General features: G+C 70.7%; 1 protein-coding gene. It reads right to left on the reverse strand.

Translation table 11 applies throughout. The features are described from left to right. Positions 1–1656: MprF family protein (locus G6023_RS11175; RefSeq protein WP_182635531.1), on the reverse strand; the 1656-nt coding region annotated here is incomplete at both ends.

Consider the following 1656-nt stretch of genomic DNA (forward strand, 5'->3'; position numbering starts at 1 on the left):
ATTGAACTTCGACTTGAACTGGTGGAGCGACCGGAACCCGTAGTAGGGCTCGAGTGCCTGACCCAGCAGATCGAGTCCGCGGTCGAGGACGGCCACCTCGTCGTCGTCGCCACTACGCGCCAACGGGGCACCGGACAACGAGACGTAGTCGGCGCCTTCGTCCTTGAACTCCAGCGCGGAGCGGGCGATGAGGAACTCGACCATGTTGTTCGCGCCGGGGCCGTTGCGCTTGCGCATGAGATCCAGGGTCCAGCCGCGTACGCCACCGTCGGGCTCGCCGCGGTAGACCGGCAGCCAGGACAGCGCCGCCTGGACCACCCCGCCGGAGTCCACGGCCAGCGCGATGCGGACGTCGTCGTCGAGCGCCTCCTCGACCGTGCCGAGCGTGAAACCCATCTCCGGCAGCTCCTTGTCTCCGACCCACTGCTCGGAGATCTCCCGCACCTGCGCCAGCACCGCCGCGGGTTGCTCGCGCAGTAGCCCCGAGACGTAGGTGGTGCCGCTCTTGTCCGCCTTGTTCATCGCGGACCGGATCTTCTGCCACTTCTTGCCCGCGAAGGCCAGGTCGGGAAGATCCATGATGGTGTCCTCGGCGATCTGCAGCGCCCGCCACCCGTGCGCGCGCATCCGGTCGGCCGTCTCCCCGGATACCGAGAACAGGCACGGGACGGCGGCCTGCGCCTCGGCGAAGTCGACGAACGAACTCAGCAGCACGTCGCGATCGGCGGGGTCGGCGACCGGGTCGGCCAGCGCGATGATGGTGCCGACGTGCATCCGGTACCCCACGACGCCCGCCGAATCGGGACCCGCGGTGCTCGTGCCCGCGCCGAAGAAGTAGTTCATCGGCTGCCACGTGATCATCCACGACATCGTGCTGCCGCCGTGGCGACGGATGAGCTCACGGACGCGCTCCACCACGTCGTCCGAGTGGACGCGCGACCCGGTCACCCGTCGCCGCACCCGCACGCCGAACGCGCCCCGGCCCACCACCAGCAGCACGGCCTCGCCCACCCAGAGCAGACCGGTACCGAGGGTGACGGCGCCGAGGGACTCGAAGTCCGCGGCGACGACCAGGACCGTGACGACGAGGGTGACCACCGCGGTGACCAGGGCATAGGCGAGGGCCACGCCCCACGCTGCCCGGTAGCCACGGCGCAGCAGCTCCGCCGTGGCCGCGGCGATGAGGACGGACAGGAGCATACCGACCAGGTTCACGTCCTCGGCCTCGGTGGGCCCGAGGGGGCCGTCGGAGGGCAGGAAGTACACCACCACGTGGACCGCGGCGATGAACCACATGCCCGCCGACACCACGAGCCGGGTCTCCCGTCGCGTCCGCGGCCGCAGGCCGTGCTCGGTGCCGGAGAAGAACCGCTCGCCGACGGCGAGGAACACCACGAACGCGATGAAGTGGGTGAGGTCGGCCAGGCTCCCGACGAACAGGAACGACACGATCACATAGCCGTAGAGCAGCGCCCGCGCGCGCAGTCGCCAGGGCGAGACGAGGGTGGCCGTGGCGGCGGCGAGCACGGCGATCACCGCGGTCGAGCAGCCGACGTCCAGCACCACCGACAGCTCCGTGGCCCACTCCCAGCCGACCGCGTCGCCGGGGACGATCACGGCGACCGCCCCGAGCACGCCGATGAGCTGCCCGCCGGC

Source organism: Dietzia sp. DQ11-71 (assembly GCF_014144995.1).
In the GTDB taxonomy this organism is placed as follows: Bacteria; Actinomycetota; Actinomycetes; order Mycobacteriales; family Mycobacteriaceae; genus Dietzia; species Dietzia kunjamensis.